The sequence below is a fragment of the Streptococcus sp. 1171_SSPC genome, assembly GCF_001069335.1.
Classification (GTDB): domain Bacteria; phylum Bacillota; class Bacilli; order Lactobacillales; family Streptococcaceae; genus Streptococcus; species Streptococcus xiaochunlingii.
In genome coordinates this window covers 94,755-115,157 of sequence record NZ_JWAK01000039.1, presented here as the reverse complement: position 1 = coordinate 115,157, position 20,403 = coordinate 94,755, and the positions used below count along the sequence as shown (strand labels likewise).

The following is a 20,403-nucleotide window of genomic DNA, read 5'->3' as shown; positions in this document are numbered from 1 at the left end:
GTTGGAATGATGATGGAGGTCGCCTCAATATCTTGGTCCAAAACCCCACAGGTCCCAAAGAGCACTAGTTTTTCCATCCCAAATTGAATCAAATCCTCTATAATCCCTACACAGGAAGCAGCCCCAACTGGTGCATTAAAGACAGCAATCTGTTGGTCTTCAATCGTAATCCCATAGACTAAGACTTCAAAGTTGGAAATGGAAGTTCTTGTAATGACCTCATGTTCATAATTTTCAAGGAGACGCGCAAAAGTTACTCTTGAAAAGCAAGAGATGACTACTTTGGGAAATCCTTCAATTGGTTCGTGTCGGTCTTGTGGGTTGATAATCGCCTGTCGATTGGCATCAAATTCTTCTAACAGCATCTCTGACTTCTCTTTCATTCATTCTACTTCTAGTCCTCTATTATACCACAAAATCGGCCTCTTTCCTTCTAACAAAGGGGAAAGCAAGCTCACTTGTTCGCCTTTTGTAGTAGAAAATGATACCGAATCTCTCCAAAAGTAAAAGAAAATGGGCCGCTCAACCACTGCGTCTACCGTTGACCTCTTTTATGATGAAAATAGATAACTCTTACTAACTCCTACCTCGCTTTTTTATTTCTTGGCTCGGGAAAAGGGAGAGGGACAGAAATCGATTACCATTTAAAACGACGGTTTCGTCGTCCCTCCCCCGCAAAGTTGAGTAGGCCCGTCCAAGCGAGAATTAGAGCGTGGGAGGGGCCACTCAACCACTGCGTCGATCGTTAACCTCTTTCCTGATACAAAAATGAGAACTTCAATGATTCCCTCCTCGCTCTCTCGTTTCTTGGCTCGGGAAAAATTCGTTTACAAAACGAATTTTTTCTGCTATACTTCTTAGAAGCAAAGGTTTTTAATGTCATCCTGTGAGGTGACAAAGACACAGAATATGAATAATCTGAGGGCCCTTGCTATGCAAAAAATTCATGGGCTCTTTTTTGGTGCCCAAAAGTGAGGTTATTATGAAAGAAGAATCAACTGTTGATTTGCTCCTGGATGTCGATCAAAGTCCGGCACCCCTAAAAGGAATCTTATTAAGTTTCCAACACGTTTTCGCCATGTTTGGGGCAACCATCCTGGTACCACTCATCTTGGGCATGCCCGTATCCGTTGCCCTCTTTGCATCAGGGGTTGGGACACTGATCTATATGACTTGTACCGGCTTTAAAGTCCCTGTCTACCTCGGCTCTTCCTTCGCCTTCATCACAGCCATGGCTTTGGCAATGAAGGAAATGGGAGGAAAAGTCGATGCAGCCCAAACAGGGGTTATCCTGACCGGTCTGATCTACGTGCTAGTCGCTGCAGGGGTTAAAGTAGCAGGCACTCGCTGGATTGACAAATTGCTTCCTGCCGTTGTCATTGGACCTATGATTATCGTTATTGGTCTTGGACTTGCAGGATCAGCCGTTAAAAACGCTGGTTTTGTCGAAGGGGGAGATTGGAAAAATGCCCTTGTTGCTGTCGTGACCTTCCTGATTGCCGCCTTCATCAACACCAAAGGAAAAGGTTTCTTCAAAATCATTCCTTTCCTTTTCGCCATTATCGGTGGTTATGTCTTCGCAGTTTGCTTGGGCTTGGTGAACTTTGATCCGGTCCTCAAGGCTAACTGGTTTGAGATTCCTGGTTTCTATCTTCCTTTCAATACGGGTGGGGCCTTCAAACAATACAACTTGTATTTCGGTCCTGAAACCATCGCTATCTTGCCAATCGCTATCGTAACTATTTCAGAACACATCGGTGACCATACGGTGCTTAGTCAAATCTGTGGCCGTCAATTCTTGAAACAACCGGGACTTCATCGTACCCTTCTTGGTGACGGGATTGCTACATCTGTTTCGGCCTTTCTTGGTGGTCCAGCCAATACCACTTACGGTGAAAATACAGGCGTTATTGGGATGACTCGCATCGCTTCTGTTTCCGTTATCCGAAATGCAGCCTTGATTGCTATTTCCTTGAGCTTCCTTGGTAAATTTACTGCTCTCATCTCTACCATTCCAAACTCTGTTCTCGGTGGGATGTCCATCTTGCTCTATGGGGTTATCGCAAGTAATGGTTTGAAAGTCTTGATCAAAGAACGCGTTGACTTCAGCTTGATGCGCAACTTGATTATTGCAAGTGCCATGTTGGTTCTTGGACTTGGTGGAGCAATTCTGAAACTTGGTCCAGTGACCCTATCAGGAACAGCCCTCTCCGCTATGACAGGAATCATCCTTAACTTGATCTTGCCACATGAATCAAACTAAAAGAAAAAGTTCTCAACACTGAGAACTTTTTTTATTAGAGTTGGGCTAATTGCAACAAGCGTTCTTTGGACAATTTTTTAATTTCAATTTGATTAGCATCCAACAATTCAAATTCACTCGAGTCCAAAGCATCCAGTAGGGCTTCTAAATTCACAGCAGCCACCGGCTTATAACTCTCTGGCATATCAGGATTTCCAGTGATTTCCACTAGGTTCACTTTCCAGTCGATGACCTCATCCATATTGACCTTCTCTACAAACTCAGCAGGTACAAAAGGCACACGTGGCAAGACAGTATCCGTATCTTCTGTTAGACTGTAACTGCCAATAATGCCTCCCGTTTCGTTCTGACGGTAGAAACGAACTTGACTAAAGAAGGCGGAGCTGTATTGAACCTTTTTAACCACTTGACTGAACTCCTCTAAAGGTTGAGCGGAGTCTAAAATTTTACGAAGGAGCTCACGATCCAAGATCACAGAATGAGCAAATCCCTGAAGTTGATATTGATGAAGGTCTGGATCTTTTTCTAGATTCTGTAGATTCTTCAGCAAATAGTTCTCATAGTCAAAAGAGAAAATAGAATCTGCGTCATAGCTGGTTCCTAAATTATCGTGAATCTCATTTCCCAACTGGCGAGCTAGGGCACTGAGCCATTCCAAGATGAGTCGCCAATCTTCAAGGGTGGCAAAATCTGCAAGGATGAACTGATAAGCATGCTCTTGATCCAGATAACGAAGGATGATCGGCAAGCAACTCTTGCCATAGCGGATACACATCATGGCTGGAAAATCTTTGAGAGAGCGACCAAGCATGGCTTCCTCAAAACTGTAGGTAAGAACTCCCTCCACCAAATTCAATACATCTTTAGCTGGCATCACTTTTTGATAGCCAAACATACTCTTTTTATTTCGAATTGAAAACACAACTGACATTTGTTTTCTCCTTTTTGTAATCGCTTACCAAATTATAGCACAAATTTTCATGACTTTCCATAGAAAAAAACAGCCAAAAGGCTGCTTTTGAATGTAGACAAATTATTGTGCTACATTAAACAGCTAGATGACTTTCAAAACATGACTTTTATTTTTTAGTCATTAAAGAAGATGAAAAACTTTCCGCTGTGAGAAAAAGTGCTTGAACCAGTGTAGTTCAAGCACTCGGGAGTTTTGAAACCTTAGGTTCAAAACTAAGTCATGGAACTTCGTAGAAGTTCGCTGACGTCCGTACTCACCTAAGGGAAGTTTTTCAAAAGACTTTATCTTCAATCTGAAATAGCCAAAAGGCTGTTTTTAACTTATGCAAGAGTTCCATCAAGCGTCTCACCGATAACGGCCAAACGTTCAGCAACCTCTGCTTGTGACAAGTTGTATTCTTCGACATAACGATTGCGTGGATGAACACGACACTCATGGGAGCAGCCACGGAGGTACTTGTCTTCGTTCTCTTCTGAAGTCAAGATGCGACGGTTACAGAAAGGATTTCCACAGTTGACATAGCGTTCACATGGTGTTCCATCAAACCAGTCTTTTCCAACAACGCTTGGATCGACATGGTTGACATCGACAGCAATCCGCTCGTCAAAGACGTACATCTTCCCATCCCATAGTTCTCCTTGAACTTCTGGGTCTTTTCCGTAGGTTGCAATTCCGCCGTGCAATTGACCGACATCTTTGTAGCCTTCACGCACCATCCAACCTGAGAACTTCTCACAACGGACGCCACCTGTACAGTAAACTACGACACGCTTGTCCATGAATTTTTCCTTGTTATCACGGACCCATTGTGGCAACTCACGGAAATTGCGGATATCTGGACGAATAGCGCCGCGGAAGTGTCCAAGATCGTACTCATAGTCGTTACGAGTATCAAGGACAACTGTATCCTCGTCTAGAAGAGCTTCTTTAAATTCTTTTGGAGACAAGTAAGCACCTGTCGTTTCAAGGGGATTGATATCGTTATCGAAGTTATCATCCTCTAATCCAAGGTGGACAATCTCTTTCTTATATCGTACAAACATCTTCTTGAAAGCTTGCTCTTCTTCCTCATCAATCTTGAACCAGAGGTCTTCCATACCAGGAAGGCTGTGAACATAGTCCATGTATTTTTGCGTCGTTTCGTAATCACCAGAAACGGTTCCGTTGATTCCTTCATCAGCAACTAGGATACGTCCCTTGAGCCCGATTGATTTACAGAAAGCCAAATGATCAGCCGCAAATTGTTCTGCGTTTTCGATGGGAACATATTTATAGTAAAGTAAAACACGAATAGGTTTTGCCATAAGATTCTCTTTTCTAAGATTAAATTATCAGAATTTTTCATTCAACTATACCAGTATACTCTCCCGAGAAAACGAATGCAATTTATTTGACTGAAAAATAAAAGCCTGGGGTTCCAGACTTTTACACGACGAAAATAAGACTCCGACTACCTACTCTTCCTTTTCCAACTGGTCTAGATAGGCTTCATAGCGTTTTTTCTCTACTTTTGCAAGGAGCATCACAAGGGAATTCATCCCCCATACAATCGGAAGATTCAGGAGAAATGTGATAGGAAGCACCAGCAAAAATTTTGAATGAAAGGGATTATTGTGATAGATTGCTTGGTTTAATTGAAAATTTTGAGCCCAGATGAATAAGGAGAGAACACAAGTTACAGTAATAATCCCCATTAGATTGAGGTAACTATAGCTGATAAACCGTACACCCAATCGTTGACAACGAACCGAATAATACAATCCTGAAACAATGAGTAAGGTTACGACCATGATTGGACTCAGTCCAGGATTGGTCGTAAACATAGATCCCACACTAAAAACTGCTAAGGCGAGGAATAGAAAACTAGCCGTTTCAGCACCAGCCTTATTGGCCAGTCCTTCTTCTCGTTCATCTATAATTTGTTTGTTCAACAATTGTAATCTCATTTATTCCTCCTCTAACTCTGCCTCGATCTTCTTTTGTTTTTTCCGATTGATAAGAGCAAGTGGTTTCTCTAACAGATAAGTCAAAAGGGCAAAGACTAAAATAGCAAGGACGATTTTGAGCAGATACTTGGGACTGAACATAAAGCTCATCGTTTCGCGCTTCCCAATCACATCCGTTGCGATCACAAATAAGGAAAATAAGACGCCTGCCCCGATGCGGCTGAACCAGCTATCTTTTTCTAACATATCTCGAATGTCGATCCCTGAGCTGATCCTTCTCACAAAGGCATAAACTCCCATGACAATCAAGAGAATAAGTTCGGGAATATAGGCTACTAGCTCTAAGTCCAGAATACTAGCTTTCACAAAGGCTGATAAGGCGATAAAGCAGGTCATTCCTAGAACAAGTTCCCCCGCAATTTTTCCATCAAGCAGCATGGTCCGTTCATCTTTTACAATTGGTTCTTTCTTTTGTTTCATATGTTTCCTCTTTCTATTGTTAAAACTGTTACTCCCAGAACAGTTGATCCAGCGTCTTATCCAAGGTCTTACAAATGGCTAGGCAGAGGCTGAGGGTTGGATTGTACTTCCCTGCCTCGATCAGGCCAATGGTCTGACGTGTCACCCCGATGGCATCTGCAAGATCCCCCTGGGTCATATCATGCTCGACCCGGGCCATTTTTAATTTGAGATTTTTCGTCACATGCTTTTCCTTTCTTGTTTTTATAACTCTATTATACACTATATTTTCTATTTTGCAACATATATTTTACATTTTGTAAAAAATATTTTTGGTAAACAAAAAAAGCCTGGTTTCCCAGACTTTATCTTCTTATTTATGATTAGTCTTTAGACAAACTTCCATCTTTTGTTTGAGTCCGTGCATAAGCAATCAAGAGAAGAGAACCTGCAATAGCTACAACTAAAGCATTGACAGAACCTGCTACAACACCTTGTAGGAAGACCTTGTTTGCACTTTCTTTGTAGATCATCACATCCCCAATCGGAGCAATCAATCCCCAAATAAGCAAGTTGGCAATGACTTGTACGACGTTAAAGACGATCAATTCTTTCTTGGTCACTTCTCCTTTTAGGTTACCGATTTGCTTGCGGAAGATACCAACAAAGAGTCCAAACAAGCCACTAGAAATGATCCAAGTCCACCAGAGGCCATAAGTCATCGCATCTTTAATGGCATGTCCGATAAAGTCCATTAAGAAACCAACAATCGGACCAAAGATCACACTAAAGAGGGCTTGAAGAGCGTATTGCAATTGAATGTTGGTATTTGGAGCTGGCGCTGGAATTGGGATCATCGCAATGACCACAAAGAGGGCCGCTCCAACCCCGATGGCTACAACATCCTTAATTGTAAAAGCTTGTTTTTGTTTCATATTTTATCTCCTATTAATTTTCCATTTTTCTAATTTCGATATGCCAAGAAGCCCCAACTCCTACATTATAGGCCTTGGCAAAGGATCCCTGGTTGATAGCAAGACCAACACGGTAGAGGGAATTGATATAAAGGATTGGCTGTCCAATCCGCACGTCAGCGAAAGACTTGCCGTAGGTTACTTGGTTTTGGTAAACCAGCATGTCATTGTTATAGATGGTCACTTCAAAGCGTTCCCCAAATTCAGGTTCCAAATGATTGAACTCTTCTCGAGTAATCGAAGTCCAGAGAGAACCAAAGCGTACATCCAAGATGTCAACTGCTCCTTTGACAAGATTGTCCTCCATAACAGTTTCCACCACAGGGATTTCTACAATGTGTTCGACACTGAGTTCTGGTCCCACTTCCTCAAAGCTGATATGGCCACTGGCTAACTTAGCTCCTGTATAGGCATAGACATCACGCCCATGGAAGGTATAAGAAAACTCTGTATTGGCCCGGCGGTTCTTCACCTCTGAAATCTCACGGATAGCAACAATCCCTACATGTTTTTTGATGAAAGAGAGGGTTCCATTATCTGGAGTAACAATGTATTGATTCTTCGCCGTTTTAGCTACCACACTCTTTCGTTTGGATCCAACACCTGGATCGACGACCGAAACAAAAGTTGTCCCTTCTGGCCAGTAGTCTATCGTCTGAAAGAGGCGGTAACTTCCTTCAAAGATATTGTAAGGGGTAATGTCATGGGTCAAGTGATGAATCTTAAGGGTGGGTGATTCCTCTAAAGCAACCCCGATCATAGCAGAGACAGCCCCATCCACCAGACCGAAGTCTGACTGAAGAACTAGTAAATTATTGTGCATATTTTTTCTCCATCATGTCATTTTCTATCTAGCTTTTGATAGACCAACTGTCCCAGAAGATAACCTAGTAGAGCTCCAAGAAGAAGGGTCAATAAAAACCAGCTCACCGTCTCCATATTTGACGGTACCATAACGCGTTCAATATAATCCATCGACTTCCCACGGGCTAGTAAAGAAGCACGGTAACTAGCTGGTTGGATCCACATCATGAGAATGGGGCCTGTCGTCGTAAAGGAAAAGAAGAGGAAGGAAAGCGCATTGCCTAACTTCGACTGGTAGTGGCCACGAGCTGCGACCAATTCAGCCAAAAGCCCCCCAACAAGAGCAGGAAGAAAGGCTCCAGCTCCATGACGAGTGAAAAGGAAAAAAGCACCAATCACAAGAGCAACTACTTGAATAGCTCCTGTCCGTTGAATTTTCTCAACATAGACGCGATAGATTCCTCCACCAACTAGGGCAGAGAAGGCTGGAGCATAAAACATATTCCCTCGATGGTCAACCAGACTTCCAAGCAGGACGCCTAAACCAATGGCAAGAAAATACAAGCCTGCAAAGGCTGCAACCTGCTTAAATTGATGTTTCTGTATCATGTTCATATACCTAACCCATCCTTACCGGTGACTAATTTTCTTGGTCAAGAAATCACCGATAAACTGAATAAAGAAGATCAAAAGCAGAATCAAGAAGGTTGCTAGCAAGGTGACATCATTATTAAAGCGTTGGTAACCATAGGAAATAGCCACGTTTCCGAGACCACCGGCTCCAATCGCACCCGCCATGGCTGTTTCACCAACCAAGGAAATAAGAGTAACAGTTGTGACACGAATCAAATCTGGAAGACCTTCACGAAGATAGACACCTACAATATCCCAGAAGGTCGCTCCACTTGCCTGTGCTGCTTCAATCACACCTCGGTCAAGCTCAGATAAAACGACTTGAACTTGGCGGGCAAAGAAAGGAAAGACGGCTAAGGATAGGGGAACTAAGGCTGCTGTAGGACCGATCCCAGTTCCGACAATCATACGAGTGAAGGGATTGATCAAGGCTAGCAAGATGATAAATGGAATGGCACGGAAGATGGAAGTGATTTTATCCAAGATATGGAAAACCAATTTATTCTCGATAATCCCGCCTGGTGCTGTCAAGACTAATAATAAGCCTGCAATGAGTCCCAACAAACCACCAATCACAAAAGAGATAAAGGTCATGTAAAGGGTCAGATAAATCGCTGTTCCCCATCCAGCTTGGCCACTCCAGCCCATACGGTAAACATTTGGTAGATAGGTTTGAATAAAGTCAATCATGCATTACTCCCTTCTTTTAAGACACGAACAGAAACACCTGCCGCTTGTAAATCCCGTTGGGCAGCAGATAGATTCGCTGCTTCTCCAGTCAGGATAACAACCAACTCTCCAACAGGGGTATGATCCAAAATTTCAATATTCCCGTGTAGAATATTTGCAGACACTTGGTACTGTTTATAAATATCGTTGATAATCGCCGTGTCTGTCACCGAACCAGAATATTTCAAATGGGCCAAAACAGAATCCGCTGGCAATTGCTTAACAATTTGTTGCTGGTTGATTTTCACCATAGCTTCATCGATTCCTGTTGCTGTTGTGATGAAGTCTTGCGTTAATTCATTCTTAGGATTTGAGAAGATATCTAAAACAGAACCTTCTTCAATCAATTCACCATTTTGCATAACAGCAACCCGATTGGCAATGTCTTTGACAATTTGCATTTCGTGGGTAATCAAGACCACTGTCAAGCCCAACTTCTGATTCAGCTCTTGCAGAAGAGCAAGGATTTGTTTGGTCGTTTTTGGATCTAGGGCAGATGTTGATTCGTCAGAAATCAAAATCTTTGGATCGTTGGCGAGCGCACGCGCAATCGCCACCCGTTGTTTTTGACCACCTGACAACTGAGCAGGATAGTTGTCCGCCCGATCTGACAGTCCTACTAGTTCCAACAACTTAGCTACTTTTTCAGCCTTTTGCTCTTTAGACAAATTTGAATGCTTAAGGGCAAAGGCCACATTTTCAGCAGCGGTCATTTGGGCCATTAGATTGAAGTGTTGGAAAATCATACCAATGTCTCGGCGTTTTTGGCGTAAAGCCGCAGCATTCAAGGTCACCTGATCTTGATAGATGACATCACCATCTACGGTGATAGTACCTGCTGACGGTACTTGCAAGAGATTGATGACCCGTACAAGCGTTGATTTCCCTGCACCAGAATATCCAACAATCCCGTAAATATCCCCTTCATTGATATGAATGGTCACATCCTTCACGGCTGCAATTTCACGTTTTTTCTGATGAAAGGTAACATCGATATGGTCCAGTTTGATAATTTCTTTACTCATAACTTGTGATTAACTCCTTAATTAATTCAATATGGGTATAGTAGTCTGCAATTTTCACATTTTCATCCCCACCATGATCTCGACTATTGGCATTTCCGATACCAAAGGCAGCCATTGGAACTTGCAAGGCCTCAAAGACCGTATGCATGGGACCAGTGCCTGCAGTTGTCGGAAGAACACAGACCCCTTCTGGATAAAAGCGTTTGGCCAGATCAATCACATTGAGAATGGACGGCGCACTCATATCACTCCGATAGCTCATTTCCCCTAGTGTGAAAACAAGTTCAATCTTCTCAAAGCCATTCTGATCCAATTGTTTACGAATCAACTCCAAGACTTGTTTAGGCTCCAAGCCTGGCACCAACCGAACTTCCATCTTGGCTCGAGCTTCTGCAGGGAGAATCGTCTTGACTCCTTGTCCCTGATACCCTGTTCCCAAGCCTTCAATGTTCATAGCTGGCTCAAAATAAAAACGTTTTAAAAACTCAATTCGTTCTTCTTTCAAGATAGGCAATTGGAGATTGTAGATTTCTGTCACATCGTCCGCCGTTTTATTAGCATAACGATCAATCAGGGCCAGTTCCCGCTCGTTAGGCTCCTCAATCAAGTCGTAGAGTCCATCCACCAAGATGCGACCGTCTTTATCTCGAAGACTGGACAAACCATTGAGCAGATACCAAGATGCTGATTCCACCACTCCACCATAGCTGGAATGGATATCCACATCTGCACTTTTGACCACCATGTCAAAGGTAACAATCCCCTTGTTGCCACCGGAGATTTCCAGTTCCCCTTGTTGGTTACGAGTCCCTTGTTCCCAGACTAAGAGATCTGCCCCACGCAAGTGTTTTTTGTGTTTGGCTAGATACTTATCCAGGTCGGTCGAAGCAGATTCTTCTGCTCCTTCGATGATAAAGGTAATGTTGACTGGCAGGTCGCCATTCTCACGGATATATTTGCGAATAGCCGTTAACCGTGCTGTAATATGCCCCTTGTCATCATCTACCCCTCGACCATACATGGTCCCGTAATGGACCGACAGCGTAAAGGGATCACTTGTCCAAGGTTGGTCGCCATCTGCTGGAACAGTATCGTAATGGTTGTAGAAAATGATGGTCTTGGCATCCGGATTGGGTGAAACAAATTTAGCAATGACAAATGGCGCTGTGTAACTGTCATCCACAGTTACCTTAGCTCCTGCAGCTGTGAAAATTTCTCCCAAATAGGTCGCTACTTCCTTTAAGCCAATCTGCTGGGCAAAAATGGAGCGTTTGGAAATGAGGGTCCTCAGGACTTCAAAATAATGTTGAGCCACCTCATCATTTTCAAATTTGCGTATTTGTTCTGTCTCTCTTGGATTGGACATCATTTCCTCCTACTATACACGATAAGAGGTAGAGAAAACCTTCTCCACCTCTCTATTCATCCTATCAATTACCAAATTGGTTGGTCCATACCGTCTGAAGATTCTTCGATGACTTTCTTCACGTTGTCAGTATGGTAGGCTTTAATAATGGCTTCGATTGCTTTTGCTTTATCAGATGATTTCCAATCTTTCTTAGCTGCAATCAAGTTGTACCATTGTTTAGAGTTGCTGTTTGCTTTTTCTACAAAGAGAGCTTTCTTGTAATCAATACCTGCTTCACGAACAAAGGTGTTATTGATGATTGCTGCATCAACTGATGGAAGTGAAGAAGCTGTTTGAGAAGCGTCCAACTCAGAAATTGTCAAGTTCTTTGGATTGTCTTTGATGTTGCTGATGGTAGCCAATTCCCCATCTTTTGTATCCAACTTGATCAAACCAGCTGATTCCAATACATACAAAGCACGGCTTTCGTTTGTTGGGTCATTTGGTACTGCAATGGTTCCTTTTTCAGGAATGTCTTTCACATCAGTGTATTTGTTCTTCCCATCTTTAGTACCAGAGTAAAGACGGATTGGCGCAATGTAAGTATCTGCTACAGAAACTAGGTCTGCGCTGTTTTCTTTGTTCCAGTTTTCAAGGTAGTTGTAATGTTGGAAAGCGTTGATATCCACATCTCCATCACGAACAGCTTGGTTTGGTTGTGAGTAGTCTGTAAACTGAGTGAATTCCAATTTGATGTTTGCTTTTGCATCATCTAAGTTCTTTTGCACTTCTTCCCAACGTGCTTCTTCTGTATCACTTAAGTTCATCACCCCAACTTTAACAGTTGTCACACCATCTTTATCAGATGATTTTGAAGAGTTTGATGAGTTTGAAGAACCGCATGCTGCTAAGGCAAAGGTTGCAACGGTAGCAAGAGCTGCTACACCAAAAAGTTTTGTTAATTTCATTTTCTTTCTCCTTATGATGTTTTTAAATAACCTTATTTAATATCAGAAGCTTCTGGAAGGAAGGTTCCACCAAAGTACTTCTTAGACAATTTTTCCAGTGTCCCATCTTCGTACAACTCTTTGATCCGTTTGTTGACGAAGGTTTCCAATTCTTTTTCACCTTTGGCAAGGATTGGGTATACGTATGGTTGTTGATCGCTTGGAAGTTCAATCACTTCCAAATTATCCAACCCTTGGTCCTTGATTAAGGCTTCAACTGTCAAACGTTCAAAAATCTTATAATCTGAACGGCCATCGCTCAAATTAGCAAGAATAGATTGAATCGTTCCATCTGTATATTTGAGCTCAGTTGGATTATCCTTGTGCTCTTCATTGTATGCTTCCAATTGTTTCGCTGTAGAAGTTCCTTGGATGACCTCTGTAGACTTGCCACCGATATCATCCAGTGACTTGATCCCTGAATCTTTGCGAACCACTAAGACCACTGGGTTCTTTGCGTATGGATTTGGGTACAAGTATTTTTCCGCACGTTTTTTATCGTAGCTAAGGTTGCTGACACCGATTTGGTAACGATCACCATCTAAGCCAGCAAAGATAGAAGACCACTCTGTCTTATTAAAGTTGACTTCATACTTATCTGAACCTTTGAAGATTTCACGCATGACTTCGATTTCATAACCAGTCAATTCCCCGTCCTTATCATAGGTGAAGGGTTTGGTTGTTCCAACTGTTGCAACTTCAATGGTCCGTTTTCCACTTGATTTACTTGACGACTTGGATGAGCAGGCTACCAAAGTCCCAACTGCTGCTAAGCCCACAAGGCTCAAACCAACATATTTGATGAATTTATTCAATTTCATTTGTTCTCCTTTTTCACTAAAATTGTTTATTCCTCTTTAAAAAAACAGCTTTTTCCATCATATCAAAATTCCTGACTCTTGGGTATTATATTTTCTTTATGGCGGTGATAGGTTTTATCTATCACGTCTCATTTGGTTGAAAATTTTTCCAGTAAAGCGAGGGCATTTTCAACATAATATGGAACTGATACTGCAAAAGCAGCATCATCTATGACCATGCTATCATGGTGGAGATCCGGTGCATCCGCTGCACCATTCGATCCGATAAAAGCAAAGACTCCTGGGATTTTCTCTTGATAGAAGGCAAAATCTTCACCCGCTGTCGATGGCTGGGCCTCGACAACTTCTGCAAAAGACTTGGACCAGCGAATGACTTTTTTAGCCAGGGCCTTATCATTATGGGTAACTGGTGGTGTCTTGCCCCAATCAAACTGGACCATGACTCCCGTGCTGTTAGAGATCTGTTCGATAACACGAATGAAATCCGCCTTGAGGCGTCTCTGGAGATCCGGATTAAAGGTTCGAATGGTTCCTTCAAAGTAACCAGACTTGGGAAGAACATTCCAGGTTGAACCAGCTTCGATATGGGTCACCGATAGGACAGCTGTCTCAAATGGCGAAACCGTACGCGAGACCAAGGTCTGCAATTGCTGGACCATACTAGTGATTGCTACAACCGTATCCAAACCGAGATCCGGTCGAGCCGCATGACTGCTCACCCCAGTGACAGTCACCTTGAACTTTTCAACTCCCGCCATCATGGCGCCTGGACGCAGGGCCAACTGACCCGCAGGCAATGACGGCATGTTGTGAAATCCAAGGATAGCCTGTACATCCTCTAGGAGCCCGGTCGCTAATACCGCAGATGCTCCTTCAGAAGTCTCCTCAGCCGGCTGAAAAATCAACCGAACCGTTCCATTTAAGTCTGTTTCCATACCTTTTAGGACTTCTGCAGCCCCTAATAGGCTGACCTGATGGAAATCATGGCCACAGGCATGCATGATACCAGGGTTTTGACTTTGGTAGTCGAGACCTGTGTTCTCCTGAATTGGAAGGGCATCAATATCTGCGCGAAGGGCAATAACTGGTTTACCGCTTCCGATTTCAGCAATCAGACCGGTCTTTAATCCACTGTTTAAAATGCGTACACCTAGCTTTTCCAAATAGGCTTTGAGATAAGCTGTAGTTTGGTATTCTTGTCCAGATAACTCTGGATGCTGATGCACATAATGCCGAATGGGCACTAGATGTTCATAGGAAAATGATACCATTTCTCGTCCCCTTTCTAGCATAGTTCTATTCTATCACTGCCTCCCCTATTCGTCTAATTCCTATTTTTTTCTCTCAGTTATAGCCAGGGACTATATCATTATTTTTGTGTCCTCTGCTTTCCTTCCTAAAAATGCCAAACCTCAAGAAAAAAACCTTTGAAGAAATTATCTTCAAAGGTCTATTTCTATTAGAATCCATCTACGTTAGTGTAGATCTTTTGCACGTCCTCATCATCTTCAAGAACGCTGTAAAGTTTTTCAAATGTTTCCAAATCTTCACCTGATAACTCAACTTCTGATTGAGGAATCATTTCCAATTCGGTTACTTGGAATTCTTCGATACCAGATTCACGCAAAGCAACGATCGCTTTGTGAAGGTCAGTTGGAGCAGTGTAAACAGTAATTGTTCCTTCTTCTGCTTCAACATCATCTACATCCACATCTGCTTCCAATAAAAGCTCAAAGATGGCATCCGCATCATCACCCGCAAAGACGATGACCCCCTTGTTGTCAAAGAGGTAAGATACAGAACCAGAAGCTCCCATGTTTCCACCGTTTTTACCGAAGGCAGCCCGGACATTCGCAGCTGTACGGTTAACATTTGATGTCAAGGTATCAACGATCAACATGGAACCATTTGGTCCAAATCCTTCGTAACGTCCTTCTGTAAAGGTTTCGTCTGTATTCCCTTTTGCCTTATCGATCGCTTTATCAATTACGTGTTTTGGCACTTGCGCTTGTTTAGCACGGTCGATAACGAATTTCAAAGCAGTATTCAATTCTGGATCTGGCTCACCTTTTTTAGCGGCTACATAGATTTCTACTCCGAATTTCGCATATACTTTTGAGTTAGCGCCATCTTTGGCAGTTTTCTTTGCCACAATATTGGCCCATTTACGTCCCATTGGAGGTTCTCCTTTTAATAGTTTACATTTTAATCTTCATTATTATAACACAGTAACCATGAAAAATCACTAAGAAAAATAGTAGAATTCGTTCTCTTCTATATCTTTTCTTTAACAGAAAAGAAGATGTTTACTTGTAGATCCTAATCTTACATTTCCTATTGACTGGTATCTTATGAACTTTGCCTTTGGAAATAGCGAAGCTCAACATAGCAACTTATTGTTCATTCTTCTCGTCAGTGATAGTTGGAATGTCTTCCTTTTCAACCAAGTTCCAGTCTGAGTATGTCGTTTCACTCTTGATCGTCAGTAATCCTTTATTACTTAAAGTAGATACTGTCATCTTGAATTCTTTAAGGAATTTAGTTTTTTTGTCAATCTTTACGATCAAATCATTCTTGTATTTTGAATCAGGGAATTGTGATAAGTTAAACTGGAACTCGTCTTCATAAATGCTTATTAAGTCAGCATCCTTATTTTTCAACTTGAAGACATAAGCGTCATCCGTTTCTTCTAGAGCTAAATCTTCTGTTAGTTCATTCAAACCCTTTAAGAGCTGGAAATAATCCGGGTTAACAATATATTTACCGTCTTTTCCATAAATCTCCTTATCCCATTCCCCACTTTTATTATAACGGGTATACATTGGAGTCATTTCACCACCCGGCATCAAGAGTTCTTTAAAATTTTCTTCTCCATTCTCCAAAGTCTTAACACTAATGTATGCCATCTCTACTTCTTGCTTTTCAGTCTTATAGATAACTTGTGAAGTCATTTTTTGTTTTTTTTGAATAGTTTCTTCTTTTGTATTTAATGAACCACTTATATCCGTTTTCTGACGAACACTAGTCATTTTTTTATTAGTGGTCTCGATTTCTTCTAAAAGACTTGTTATATCCTCGGTTTTACGTGAACTTTGACTTGTTTTTTTCTGAGCACTATTTCCTTGATGGTTAATGCTCGAGCAAGCACCTAGGCCGAGGGCAATTATAGCCAAGAGGGAAAGTAAGATTGATTTTTTCGTTCTCATAAAAGAAGATTCCTTTTTCTGTTTTTATATGCTTCTACTTCTATCTTTTTAGTTTAGATAAAAGTTTTCTTTACAAAACAATCACTGGGACGCGTCCAAAATTTTGTTCCTTAAGTGCAGGATGGCCTAGTTGATACACCTGATCAGCTTGTTGGGTCAAAGCATCCCAAGGTTCCTTACCGATTCGGGTCACGATTTCTACTGATTTTTTCAAGCCTTTGAGATGAGCTTGTCCCTTTGCGGAAAAACCTAAGACACGAATGGCGTCGGGAAGAGCCTGATCCATCGCCCCTACCAAGATGTAGGTAAAGATGCGGCGCACGCGCGCTTTGGTATAGCGCTTGGTTGCGACTTTCTCAACTAAGTCCTCCACAGAGCTAGCACTTCGAACGGCCTCCTTTATCCGGTTGGCCAGTTCCTCATTGACCTGAAAGATCTGTGTCAGATCTGGATGGGTTAGGATTTGATAACGGAGCAGTTGGTCATAATCCTCCCAAGATACCTGTGGAGCCGACTGAAAGAGTTGACTATTGGGCATGAATTTAGCGACAAAGTCCTGATCTTCCTTGTGTAGGCGTAGACTAGTCGCAGAAGCATAGGCCACTTCTTTTTCTTCTGAATGGTAGCCTGCTCCCTGGCGCTGGACGGACTTGAGCGCAATTCCCTTCCCAGCACAAGCCTTGGCATAGGCCAAACCCAGGATATGATTGGGAGTCTCTCCTGTGAACTCCACTCCAGCAAAGGTTTCCCACATTTTTTGGGTCTTTTGTGGATAGGATAAATCGTCAGGAAGGCTTCGCAAGAAAGCTTCCATTTCCGCCTCATTCTCCGAGTAGACTGTCGCAATCGCTTGGTAATCTATGACTTCTTCTGTCCCAAAGGCCAATTGGTCGATTCCTAGACGGGATAAGATTTCTACCGCTCCCTTGGCAAAATGATCCGCCGATTGAACAGCCACGAGAAAGGGGAGCTCGACCACCAGGTCTGCTCCATTTTCCAAAGCCATCTGAGCCCGTGTCCACTTGTCTACAATGGCAGGCTCGCCACGTTGAACAAAATTTCCAGACATGGCGACGATTTTCACCCCTTCTGCCTGTTCCAGCAGGTACTTGTGTCCATTGTGAAAGGGATTAAATTCAGCAATAATACCTGTAACTATCATGCCGTCCTACTTCTGCGCTACGAAGAACCAACGTTTGCTGGTCTTTGTTGGCTCCTTATCTTCAAAGTCTGCGTACAATTTGAAAGATTTAAAGCCAGCCTGCTCCAATAAGATGTCATAGGTTAAAACTTCATAGGTGCGTTCCTCATGAACTTCATCGTGCCGACTAAAGGAGCCATCTTCTTCTTGGACAAAAAAGGTCAGCTCATGGACGATGGAGTGGGGGGCTTCATCCTCATAGGTATCCCAGAGCATTGCAAAATCTTCCGCATTTTCGTGGTAAGAATAGCCTGGGAAGACCTCATCTGTCTGGTAGGTCGAATGGACATCAAAGATAAAGACTCCGTCCTCATTGAGGGCATTATAGACTTCTCTGAAGACATCCCCTACTTCTACCTCGTCCTGCATATAGCAGATAGAATCCGAGTAGCAGGTCACGAAATCATAAGTGCCTGCTTGCGACAGGTCCAGCATATTGCCCTCGATAAAATCAATCTTCTGCTTAGCTGAAACAGCTCTTTTTTCAGCAATTTTCAGCATGTCAGCACTCAGGTCTAACCCTGTCACATCAAATCCAGCTTGAGAAAAGCGAACAGACTGAATCCCTGTCCCACAAGCTAATTCCAGTAATTTTTTCTTATCTTTTGTCTTTGGGAGATGGCGGAGTGAAAAATCCGTCCACAAATCATACAGACTGTCATCCATGACCGTATCATAGACCGCCGCAAAGGTTTCATAAGTCGCCATAAATCGAGATACAAAGAGCGTTAAAAGCAAAGAGAAAATAGGAAACTTTCTGCGTATCGTCAGATACAAAGGAAGTTACTCTTTTTCTCACAGCTTTTAGCTCGTGTTCAGTTAGAAACCTAACCAAGCACAAGGCTCCATCCTTTCTTTCCATAGAATTTTCAATTTAACCAACAAAACTCAGTTGCTACCAACTGAGTTTACCTGCTTATGCTAGGGCTGCTGAAAGATCGACAGCACTTGCTTCGTGCCATAGCTTTTCTAGGTTATAGTGGGCACGCATTTCTTCTGAGAAGACATGAACCACTACACCACCTAAGTCAAGGAGGACCCAACCTCCAGCTGAGTCACCCTCGACGTGGCTGGCATTGCCACCAGCTTCAACGACTTTCTCACGAATATTCTCTGCGATCGCTTCCAACTGACGGCTATTCATAGAGCTTGCGATGACAAAGTAATCTGTCACACTGGTTAAGCTTTGAACATCCAAAGCCACAATGTCTTCTGCACGTTTTTCATCGGCAGCTTTAACAACAAGTTCAAGTAATTCTTTTTCTTTCATTTAGTCCTCTTTCCTTAAAAAATTGATTTGTAATCTAAGACATCCGCAAAACGTTCTGCCCAAATATTTTCATAAAATTCATTAAGCGTTTCTGCCGGAATATCCTCTCCATCAAAGGTTGTGACAGCTCCTTCTGGAATGACCAGCTTGTAGCCGTATTCAAACCCCACTTTGACGGATGTATCGACACAATATTCTGTCTGCATGCCACACAGGACCAGTTGTTGAATTCCTTGTTGATCCAAGTATTCTTTTAATCCTGTCTCCTTAAACATGCTATTGTATCGCTTCTGAAATACCTTTTCATTCTCCTGTCTTTTCAACAGAGGAGATAATTGCCAATCTTCCGAGGTTAAAGCCTCTGGCGTTTCAATATGCTGCATGTAGATGATTTCAATCTGCTGTTTTCTAGCCTGATCTTGCAAATAAGCGATCTTCTCTAGGAGCTTTTCTGTCTCAAAACTTGTTTCCACTAAGATATTTTGTACATCAATAATGATAAAAGCTGTTTTCAATCACTGCTCCTCTTTCAAATACTTCACAAATGCGTTATAGGTTTCAAGGGTTTGGGGATAAATGGGCAATCCTTGGTGGGCCAGGTGTTCGACTGTGCGAGCCGTCTCATAGGCCACGGCACGATCCAAGGAGACTTGGGCGATGTCACGTGCTTGCTCTACCCCCGGAAAGGCCCGGTTGTGTTCAATATAATCTGCCACATAGACAATCTTATCTAAGGTTGACATCTGTCCACTCCCCACGGTGTGAATCTCAATACTACGAAGAATGGCTGGATCTGTCAGTCCGAGATCTTCCTGAATCTTATAAATGCCGACCATTCCATGCCAGACGTTATTGCCCCAGTTTTTTAATTCTGGATCAAGACTATAGCGATCAATCAAGTCTAGAAATTCCTGATCCGATAATTTCTTGGCATAGTCATGCAAGAGACCTGCTAGTCCAGCCTGTTCTTCATCTGCTTCATAGCGTTTGGCCAAGTCACGCGCAGCTTTCTCAACCCCTAAACAGTGGGTTAGGCGTTTTTCTGGCAAGATTTGACCCATTTTTTCAAGCAAGACTTCACGAGAAAAGCCGAGATAGTTTTCATAGGTCATTGATACAAACCTTCTTTCTTGATGTAGTCCAAGACTGGCTTTGGCAACATAAAATTCGGCGTCCGACCTTGGGCGATAAACTCTCGCACCATGCTAGAAGAGATGTCCATAAGAGGAACATCGACCCAAATCACAGGATAGGAGGTTCCTGCCTTGTAACGGGGACGTTGAACACCGACAAACTGCACCATCTCCACTAATTCGTCAATCCGATACCATTTTAGCAGGTAGTCCACCATATCCGCTCCAATGATGAAGTAATAGTCTGTATCTGGGTCTCGCTCATTGAGCAACTTCATCGTATCGTAGGTATAAGAGATCCCTTTACGCTCTAGTTCAATCGTCTCGATTCCTAGCCCTTCAATACCCTCAATGGCTAGTTCCAGCATTTTCAAGCGATGGCCTTCATCAATGGTTTCTTTTTTATCCACATGCGGAGGCTCATATTCTGGCATGAGAAGGACCTTGTCCAAACCTAATTGCTGGCGGACTTGGTCAGCAACTACAAGATGGGCATTATGGACGGGATTGAAATTCCCTCCGAGGATTCCCACTTGTTTGCGTTTCTTATCTTTAATCTCTGGCTCTAACTCCACCTTGGTAAAGGGGGTTAATAGTTCAATGGCCATATA

The 20,403-nt window shown here is 42.7% G+C and carries 23 protein-coding genes and 1 pseudogene; 1 reads left to right on the top strand and 23 read right to left on the bottom strand.

The window, feature by feature from the left end; genetic code table 11:
• Window positions 1-365 (bottom strand): annotated as a pseudogene (locus tag ADF75_RS08680) (phosphorylase); the annotation flags it as partial.
• Window positions 366-982: 617 nt separating this feature from the next.
• Here ADF75_RS08680 and ADF75_RS08675 point away from each other — a divergent pair.
• Window positions 983-2,263 carry a uracil-xanthine permease family protein gene (locus ADF75_RS08675; protein ID WP_009731544.1) on the top strand — a complete coding sequence of 427 codons (1,281 nt, stop codon included), beginning with the start codon at window positions 983-985 and terminating at the stop codon, window positions 2,261-2,263.
• A 34-nt stretch (window positions 2,264-2,297) separates the two neighbouring features.
• Here ADF75_RS08675 and ADF75_RS08670 read toward each other — a convergent pair whose 3' ends face one another.
• The 22 genes from ADF75_RS08670 to ADF75_RS08565 form a co-directional block, all read right to left on the bottom strand.
• A complete protein-coding gene (locus ADF75_RS08670) occupies window positions 2,298-3,194 on the bottom strand; it encodes a DUF4299 family protein (RefSeq protein ID WP_048789840.1) in 897 nt (298 codons plus the stop codon).
• Window positions 3,195-3,556: 362 nt separating this feature from the next.
• Window positions 3,557-4,540 (bottom strand): rhodanese-related sulfurtransferase, encoded by a 984-nt coding sequence (locus tag ADF75_RS08665; RefSeq protein ID WP_048789839.1) that lies wholly within the window; start codon window positions 4,538-4,540, stop codon window positions 3,557-3,559.
• A gap of 150 nt (window positions 4,541-4,690) precedes the next feature.
• Window positions 4,691-5,182 carry a DUF6773 family protein gene (locus ADF75_RS08660; protein ID WP_048789838.1) on the bottom strand — a complete coding sequence of 164 codons (492 nt, stop codon included), beginning with the start codon at window positions 5,180-5,182 and terminating at the stop codon, window positions 4,691-4,693.
• Window positions 5,183-5,662 (bottom strand): DUF6773 family protein, encoded by a 480-nt coding sequence (locus tag ADF75_RS08655; protein WP_048789837.1) that lies wholly within the window; start codon window positions 5,660-5,662, stop codon window positions 5,183-5,185. It lies immediately after the preceding gene.
• Between the two features lie 28 nt (window positions 5,663-5,690).
• Window positions 5,691-5,885 carry a helix-turn-helix transcriptional regulator gene (locus ADF75_RS08650; RefSeq protein WP_048691669.1) on the bottom strand — a complete coding sequence of 65 codons (195 nt, stop codon included), beginning with the start codon at window positions 5,883-5,885 and terminating at the stop codon, window positions 5,691-5,693.
• Window positions 5,886-6,024: 139 nt separating this feature from the next.
• Window positions 6,025-6,576: an ECF-type riboflavin transporter substrate-binding protein gene (locus ADF75_RS08645; protein WP_048789836.1), complete on the bottom strand. Its 552-nt coding sequence runs from the start codon at window positions 6,574-6,576 to the stop codon at window positions 6,025-6,027.
• A 13-nt stretch (window positions 6,577-6,589) separates the two neighbouring features.
• Window positions 6,590-7,438: an SAM hydrolase/SAM-dependent halogenase family protein gene (locus tag ADF75_RS08640; RefSeq protein ID WP_048789835.1), complete on the bottom strand. Its 849-nt coding sequence runs from the start codon at window positions 7,436-7,438 to the stop codon at window positions 6,590-6,592.
• Window positions 7,439-7,455: 17 nt separating this feature from the next.
• Entirely contained in the window at window positions 7,456-8,034 is a 579-nt protein-coding gene (locus ADF75_RS08635) for an MptD family putative ECF transporter S component (protein ID WP_048789834.1), read from the bottom strand.
• A 15-nt stretch (window positions 8,035-8,049) separates the two neighbouring features.
• Window positions 8,050-8,742 (bottom strand): methionine ABC transporter permease, encoded by a 693-nt coding sequence (locus ADF75_RS08630; protein WP_006595735.1) that lies wholly within the window; start codon window positions 8,740-8,742, stop codon window positions 8,050-8,052.
• Window positions 8,739-9,806, bottom strand: a complete 1,068-nt coding sequence (locus tag ADF75_RS08625) for a methionine ABC transporter ATP-binding protein (protein ID WP_048789833.1) — start codon at window positions 9,804-9,806, stop codon at window positions 8,739-8,741. The genes ADF75_RS08630 and ADF75_RS08625 overlap by 4 nt, the downstream gene beginning before the upstream one ends.
• Window positions 9,799-11,172 (bottom strand): M20/M25/M40 family metallo-hydrolase, encoded by a 1,374-nt coding sequence (locus ADF75_RS08620; RefSeq protein ID WP_048789832.1) that lies wholly within the window; start codon window positions 11,170-11,172, stop codon window positions 9,799-9,801. The genes ADF75_RS08625 and ADF75_RS08620 overlap by 8 nt, the downstream gene beginning before the upstream one ends.
• A 68-nt stretch (window positions 11,173-11,240) precedes the next feature.
• Window positions 11,241-12,122, bottom strand: a complete 882-nt coding sequence (locus ADF75_RS08615) for a MetQ/NlpA family ABC transporter substrate-binding protein (RefSeq protein WP_048789831.1) — start codon at window positions 12,120-12,122, stop codon at window positions 11,241-11,243.
• A gap of 32 nt (window positions 12,123-12,154) precedes the next feature.
• Window positions 12,155-12,982, bottom strand: coding sequence for an amino acid ABC transporter substrate-binding protein (locus ADF75_RS08610; protein ID WP_048789830.1), 828 nt, complete (start codon window positions 12,980-12,982; stop codon window positions 12,155-12,157).
• A gap of 128 nt (window positions 12,983-13,110) precedes the next feature.
• Window positions 13,111-14,253, bottom strand: a complete 1,143-nt coding sequence (locus tag ADF75_RS08605) for an amidohydrolase (RefSeq protein WP_048789829.1) — start codon at window positions 14,251-14,253, stop codon at window positions 13,111-13,113.
• A gap of 188 nt (window positions 14,254-14,441) precedes the next feature.
• The gene (locus ADF75_RS08600; protein WP_006146163.1) at window positions 14,442-15,158 is read right to left on the bottom strand and encodes a YebC/PmpR family DNA-binding transcriptional regulator; all 717 of its coding nucleotides are present in this window, start codon (window positions 15,156-15,158) and stop codon (window positions 14,442-14,444) included.
• Between the two features lie 217 nt (window positions 15,159-15,375).
• On the bottom strand, window positions 15,376-16,188 hold the full coding sequence (locus ADF75_RS08595; protein WP_048789828.1) for a hypothetical protein: 813 nt from the start codon (window positions 16,186-16,188) through the stop codon (window positions 15,376-15,378).
• Between the two features lie 70 nt (window positions 16,189-16,258).
• A complete protein-coding gene (locus ADF75_RS08590; RefSeq protein WP_048789827.1) occupies window positions 16,259-17,350 on the bottom strand; it encodes a nucleotidyltransferase in 1,092 nt (363 codons plus the stop codon).
• 6 nt (window positions 17,351-17,356) lie between these two features.
• Window positions 17,357-18,097 (bottom strand): class I SAM-dependent DNA methyltransferase, encoded by a 741-nt coding sequence (locus ADF75_RS08585; protein WP_048789843.1) that lies wholly within the window; start codon window positions 18,095-18,097, stop codon window positions 17,357-17,359.
• 208 nt (window positions 18,098-18,305) lie between these two features.
• On the bottom strand, window positions 18,306-18,659 hold the full coding sequence (gene rsfS / locus ADF75_RS08580; protein ID WP_003014310.1) for a ribosome silencing factor: 354 nt from the start codon (window positions 18,657-18,659) through the stop codon (window positions 18,306-18,308).
• Between the two features lie 14 nt (window positions 18,660-18,673).
• Window positions 18,674-19,174: a cysteine hydrolase family protein gene (locus ADF75_RS08575; protein ID WP_048789826.1), complete on the bottom strand. Its 501-nt coding sequence runs from the start codon at window positions 19,172-19,174 to the stop codon at window positions 18,674-18,676.
• Window positions 19,175-19,771, bottom strand: a complete 597-nt coding sequence (gene yqeK / locus ADF75_RS08570; RefSeq protein ID WP_048789825.1) for a bis(5'-nucleosyl)-tetraphosphatase (symmetrical) YqeK — start codon at window positions 19,769-19,771, stop codon at window positions 19,175-19,177.
• Entirely contained in the window at window positions 19,768-20,400 is a 633-nt protein-coding gene (locus ADF75_RS08565) for a nicotinate-nucleotide adenylyltransferase (RefSeq protein WP_048789824.1), read from the bottom strand. Before ADF75_RS08565 ends, yqeK begins: the two co-directional genes overlap by 4 nt.
• Window positions 20,401-20,403 lie beyond the last annotated feature (3 nt).